Raw genomic sequence first — 5,678 nt, 5'->3', positions numbered from 1 at the left:
CTGGCGCTATTTATGTGTGATAAGCCATTAACTGAGCTTGGTAGTCTATCAAGATAAATTATATCAGGCATTCGCAAGCGTTTACATATAATTTTGGTAGCTGCTGGCAGCCCCTTCGGACAAGGCATCCACCACGGACTGACCATCCAGCTGATATCCGGCATCGCCGTCTTTCATGGTGTAGGCACCGCCGGCGGTGACAGAGTATTCTTTTGCATCCTCTCCGCCTTCCGTGATCTTCCAGGTGTCGTCGTCAAGCTGCCCGATCTGCGCTTCCGTCTGCTGCCCGTTCAGCCACAGCGTTACCGTGGTCCGCACACCCCCAGATCCGCCGCGTAGGCCGCTCCGGTACTGGTCGCAAGGATGGCTGCTGCCGACAGCACAGCCGCGTGTTTCTGTATCCAGTTCATGTTCATTCCTTTCCTTGATTCCTGCCTGACCGACTGGGGATCGATTCCCTGGGGGATGTGCACGCAGTCGAATGTTTCGCAATACAGCTTCCGTTCCTGGTCCTCGCACCTCACGCCGCATCATCAAATTCAGCTCTGGACCGCCGCCAGAAAGCCCGGTGGAGGTCCCTGGCCTGATTCAGCACCGTGCAGAACAGCCATCTGCGGATGTGCTCAGGATCCTGAAAATCCAGGGCACTCTGGTGATATTTGATGAATGTCAGCTGATCCGCATCCTGACTGTCTGCCGGATCCTGCAGCTGCGCAAATGCCGTCTTGTACAGACGGTCCTGATATTCCGGTATCAATCGTTCCACAGGCAGTTTCATAATCGTTTCGTTTCTGAAGGTCCCTTCACCTAAACAACGATGGAAAAGCAGAAAAGGTTGCAGAAACCAGGAAAAAACATGATTTTCCGGCTCTGCAGCCTTTCTTACGCCTGCATTCTCTTTTCATACGCCGCAATGGCTGCCACGGAAGCCGGGGCATCATCGGTTGTGATCCCGTCCACGCCCATGGCCAGCAGCACATCCATCCGGTGCCGGTCATTCACAGTCCAGGCATAGATCCGTTTGCCCGCCTGGTGCACCTGCCGGATCATCTCCGGCGTAATGGCATCAGCCTGCACGGAATAAATATCCACGTCTGCCAGAGATGTGACATCACTGATGGCAAAACTCAGAAGCAGCACCGTGGACAGAGAGGGATCGACCTGACGGGCGGCTGCCAGCACACTGTGCCGGAACCCGGCTATGGCGCACTGGGAGCTGATGCCCGTTTCCCGGATCTCCCTGGCGGCTTTTGCGGCGGTCTCTTCCGCCCGGGAGGTGGACTTGATTTCTATGACCAGGTGCAGACCGGATTCCTTCGCATAGTCCAGCACTTCCTGGAGTGTGGGAATTCTCTGCCCTTTGTCTGTCTTCAGCCGGCTGATTTCCCCGGCAGAGGCCTGTTCCACATCCAGACTGGTGCCGGTTACCCGCACCAGGTTCTGGTCATGGCTGACATACAGCTGACCATCCCGGCTCTGATAGACATCCAGCTCCGCCACCCGGGCACCCGCCTGGACCGCCGCCTGAAAGCTTTCCACTGTGTTTTCCGTCGCATCCCGGGCATAGCCCCGGTGTGCCACGGTCACGGGATGCACCTGCGCTCTGTGATCAGCCAGGGATACAGCAGGCCAGACAACACAGAGGCACACAAGAACGGAGGTGAGGGCGGCCAGAAACACACTGCTGTGGCTTTTTCGGATACTGTGTGCCAGCCCCAGCGTACCGGCACACAGCATCCCTGTGGCTGCCAGGGGCGGAAGCGAGCCGATGAGAACCTGCAGCACCGGCACTGTGAGCCAGTCCAGTGAGCGGGGAAGCCAGGAAGAGGTGTACAGCAGATCGGTGGCTGTTTTCAGCCCGAAAGCCCCCGCTGCCTGGAACAGCGCCAGAACCAGTGCCAGAACAAAGGCAGCCAGGGGATTCAGCTTTCCGGTTCCCCTGCGCTCTCCGGTTTTCCAGTACTGAAGCGCGCCTGGCAGAAAGGTCAGGCCCGGCCAGGCAAGAATCACAGCCGTAAGCAAATACAGCAGGGACAACGCCGTCAGTCCCCGCAGCGCCTGGCCTGTTACCATGGACTGCATGCCAAGATTCATCACCGGCAGCGTGCCGGCGAACAGCAGCGGCAGCAGTGACAGCAGACAGATCAGGCATTTCCAGGAACCCTGTGCAAACAGAGACCCCATTGTCCGCAGCCCCTGCCGTACAGCCCGCAGCGGTCCCACCCCCCAGGCAAATACCTGCAGCAGACTGGAAAATTCCCAGAGAGCCAGCAGCGCTGCCACCGGCACAAGCCACAGCAGGGAGACAGGGGAATGGAGGAGGTGTCCGGCAGCGGGCCACAGAACGCAGCAGAACAGCATCCGCCAGCAGATCTCACAGGTGAAGGCATTCAGCCACAGGTGAAAACGGGTTGACATGGGATCAGTCCTTTCAGAAACGTCCCGTTTATTGTATCTCAGGTTCCGGATCTGCAGCGGGGTATTGTGAAATCACTGCCGGCACAACCTGTCACCATTGCGTATACCCCCAGCCAGCTTCTCCGGTCAGTCCGCCCGAAGGATGCATTTCTTCCAGCGGTCATAGCGGAACACTTTGTAGCTCAGCAGATCCCGGGGACTTACCATGGTTTCGTTGACCTCCCGGAGATTCCGCTTCAGATCCCGGACGCCTTCAGGCCTGCCCCGGACCGAAGTGATCATCACTTCATGGATGGACGAAGGCAGAATGTAGTAGTCTCCGTCCATCATCACCCCGATTTTCTCCATCAGTGCCGGATTCAGCACCTCCCTGGCACCGTTGCAGACACCAGCCCCGCACATCAGAACATACATGGTACCCGTCTGCAGTCTTCTGCATCCCGGCAGCAGATTCAGCCGCTCATTGTGCAGATTCCGGTCCGCAATCAGTGCATCGCAGAGCAGCAGACGGGGTTCTTCCCCTTTCAGATTTTTCAGCGCCTGTGCCCAGAGCTCTTCCTCGCTGATATTCCACCGTTTCATCAGCTTGTGATCCACGGTGACAGACACCAGATTGCTGCTGTTCTGGTCATTCATGGCGATCCGGTACACTGCAATCATTTCATCGTCCATCACCCGTCTGAAAGGACATCTGACCATCAGGTCCGGGCACAGATCCGGATCCTGGAGACGGATGAAAATGTTCTCCCGCATTCTGTCAAAGTCCAGAAACCGGCCATCCTTCAAAGAGGCATTCCGGTAAGCTGTGCTGTCTGTCAGCCAGATCTTCACAAACCCCATCAGCTGTTTATCCAGTTCTTCCTCCGGCAGATTCAACAGATCTTCCACCACAAACCGCATGATAAAACCCGCACTTTCATCCCGAATCACTAGACGGACAGTCGGATCTCCGGTTTTTCTGCTTTCATCCGTCTGGATATCCGTCACAACGGTATATCCAGCCCTGTCCAGCGCCGGCACCAGCACAGCCTGAACCCGTTTGTGCAATGCTTCATATTTCTGATCCATTTTATTTCCTCCACTGACGCATCTGTTTCCCGGGCACAGTCCGCGTTCTGTCTGTCAGCTTCTCTGACACTGACCGCATTGTACGCAACAATTCTCTGAAGTACAAGGGATATTTACGCATTTTACAGAATATAGCCTGTGTGTATTACCTGTGAATTTCATATTTATGTCATCAGGCTTCACATCTGTGTCATTTCTCCGCAATTCCGTTTCTCCCATTCCCCGCCACATTGCAGAAAAAACTGCCCGGTTTCTTCTCCGGACAGTCATTCAGACCCAGGGTCACTGATTCAGCTCAATATACGCCACGCCTGGCTTCGATTTCGGACCGCTTTCCACAGACAGGCTGTGTTCTTCCACCAGCACATCGTAGTACATCGATTTACCGTGGAAATGCACTTCCTTTCCCACCGTGACATACTCTGTGACATCCCAGCAGTTCTCCTCTTCGCTCAGCCAGTAAGAACCGTCATCCCGTTTTTCCACCACCGGCACCATGGTATTCGCCACATCCTGGGGCCCCAGTACATGTTCCTGACCATTGTCGTCAATATACACACCTCCCCCGCTGCCAACAGGTTCGTCGTTTCCCTCTTCATAGAACGTGTAGCCGCCATCCCCATTGGGATCAGCCACAATCTCTTTGTTCTCTCCCCGCAGCCATACATTCACCGTCGTACGCAAACCACCGAGATCCGCCGCATACGCCACACCCGTGGAAGCCACGATCACCATTGCCGCCGCCACCGCTGCCGCGCGTTTTGTATAGAATTTCATCCATCCACCTGTTCTTTCTTCTTTTCTCACCGTTTCCAGACTGACCGGTTCCGGAATCCGGATCTGTGAAAACACCCGTTTGTAAGCATCCCGTTCCTCACGGACTCTTCTCTGATCCTCAGACATGTCTCGATTCCTCCTTCTCCAGTACATCCCGCAGCATCTGCCGCCCCCGAGACAGACGTTTTTTCACCGCCGACTCGCTCACCGACATCAGATCTGCAATCTCCCGCACACTGAAATCCTCGTAATAAAACAGCTGCAGTGTGATCCGGTACATCCCGGGAAGACTGCAAACAGCTTCGAACAGTGCTCTGTCCTCACCGCTCTCCAGTTCCTCGGCTATATTTTCCACAGCCTCCGTGATCGATGCCCTGTGCCTGCGCCAGAACGAACGCCGGATATCCCTGGCCTGATTGATCACCAGACGGAACAGCCACTTGCGGATATGGTCTTCGTTTTCAAATTCCTGCTCCAGCCGGTGGTATTTGATGAACACGAGCTGCACCGCATCCTGGGCATCCGCACAGTTCTGCAAAACCGCAAATGCCGCCTGATACAAATTGTCCTGATATTTCGGTACCAGATATTCCACTGGCAGTCTCATGATTCCACTCCTCCCGGTCATCTGGATCCGTGTCCCCTTGTCAGAGATCACAGCAGTTTTGAAGGTTCCTTCACCTATACCACGATTGCAGTGGAAAAATGGTGACTGGAAAAAGAAAATTTCCGCTTTTCTGCCGATGGAAAGCAGACAGTGACCTCCAGGGTTGAAAGGCTGCCGGGGCATGAAAAAATCCGCGGCTTCACTGGGAAGTCACGGAACCAGGCACGGATTGTTTCTGTTGTCAGGAGCTGAAGTGGTCGTTGAATTCATCCAGGGGATACATGTCTGCAGCAGTTTCCACCGGGTGATCGTTTCCGGAGAATACTTCATTGAATTCATCCAGCGGGTACATCCCTGTGGGATCCGGTGCTGCTGTGCATCCAGTCAGAAACAGGACAGGCAGCAAAGCCAGGGCCATGAGGATACTGTTTTTCATAATCTGGTGCAAATGCCTGACAGGCAGGTGTTCCTTTCACAGACAAATTAACACAGATTGAGACGGATGATTCACTGCCTGTCCTGTTTGTCCGGAAATATGCCGAAAAAAGCCGAAGACCTGGGAAACGACATCCGCAATGGATATCGTATCCCAGGTCTTTCTTTTCAGATACATGTCCTTGATTTGACGCTTACTTCTTTTCGGATGCATGTCCCTGATTTGACGCGTACGTCGGATCTGACATCAAAAAAAATAACGGCATTCCATAGAATGCCGGTAATTTCTTAAAACTTCACTGGAAGCCTGTCCTGTCGATCTCTGAAAACCATACACGATATCTCTTCCTGTTTCCTGTCTTCCGCAAAGCTG

At 54.4% G+C, this 5,678-nt stretch carries 8 protein-coding genes; all 8 read right to left on the bottom strand.

The annotated features are described in order from the left end of the window. Positions 1 to 81 precede the first annotated feature (81 nt). On the bottom strand, positions 82 to 318 hold the full coding sequence (locus QZ305_RS11510; RefSeq protein ID WP_294732128.1) for a hypothetical protein: 237 nt from the start codon (positions 316 to 318) through the stop codon (positions 82 to 84). After that, positions 303 to 524 carry a hypothetical protein gene (locus tag QZ305_RS11505; RefSeq protein WP_294732126.1) on the bottom strand — a complete coding sequence of 74 codons (222 nt, stop codon included), beginning with the start codon at positions 522 to 524 and terminating at the stop codon, positions 303 to 305. Before QZ305_RS11505 ends, QZ305_RS11510 begins: the two co-directional genes overlap by 16 nt. After that, on the bottom strand, positions 521 to 766 hold the full coding sequence (locus QZ305_RS11500; protein WP_294732125.1) for an RNA polymerase sigma factor: 246 nt from the start codon (positions 764 to 766) through the stop codon (positions 521 to 523). The genes QZ305_RS11505 and QZ305_RS11500 overlap by 4 nt, the downstream gene beginning before the upstream one ends. Positions 767 to 882: 116 nt before the next feature. After that, positions 883 to 2,418 carry a glycerophosphodiester phosphodiesterase family protein gene (locus QZ305_RS11495; protein WP_294732123.1) on the bottom strand — a complete coding sequence of 512 codons (1,536 nt, stop codon included), beginning with the start codon at positions 2,416 to 2,418 and terminating at the stop codon, positions 883 to 885. A 126-nt stretch (positions 2,419 to 2,544) separates the two neighbouring features. Next, positions 2,545 to 3,486 carry a DUF5688 family protein gene (locus QZ305_RS11490; protein ID WP_294732121.1) on the bottom strand — a complete coding sequence of 314 codons (942 nt, stop codon included), beginning with the start codon at positions 3,484 to 3,486 and terminating at the stop codon, positions 2,545 to 2,547. Positions 3,487 to 3,768: 282 nt separating this feature from the next. Further along, positions 3,769 to 4,389, bottom strand: coding sequence for a hypothetical protein (locus QZ305_RS11485; RefSeq protein ID WP_294732120.1), 621 nt, complete (start codon positions 4,387 to 4,389; stop codon positions 3,769 to 3,771). Then, positions 4,382 to 4,870, bottom strand: coding sequence for an RNA polymerase sigma factor (locus QZ305_RS11480; RefSeq protein WP_294732119.1), 489 nt, complete (start codon positions 4,868 to 4,870; stop codon positions 4,382 to 4,384). The genes QZ305_RS11485 and QZ305_RS11480 overlap by 8 nt, the downstream gene beginning before the upstream one ends. A 241-nt stretch (positions 4,871 to 5,111) precedes the next feature. Then, a complete protein-coding gene (locus QZ305_RS11475) occupies positions 5,112 to 5,306 on the bottom strand; it encodes a hypothetical protein (RefSeq protein ID WP_294732117.1) in 195 nt (64 codons plus the stop codon). Between the last annotated feature and the right edge of the window lie 372 nt (positions 5,307 to 5,678).

Source organism: uncultured Faecalibaculum sp., from assembly GCF_910588395.1.
In the GTDB taxonomy this organism is placed as follows: Bacteria; Bacillota_I; Bacilli_A; order Erysipelotrichales; family Erysipelotrichaceae; genus Faecalibaculum.
The sequence above is the reverse complement of the archived record's forward strand: the minus strand, read 5'-3'. Positions and strand labels throughout refer to the sequence as shown.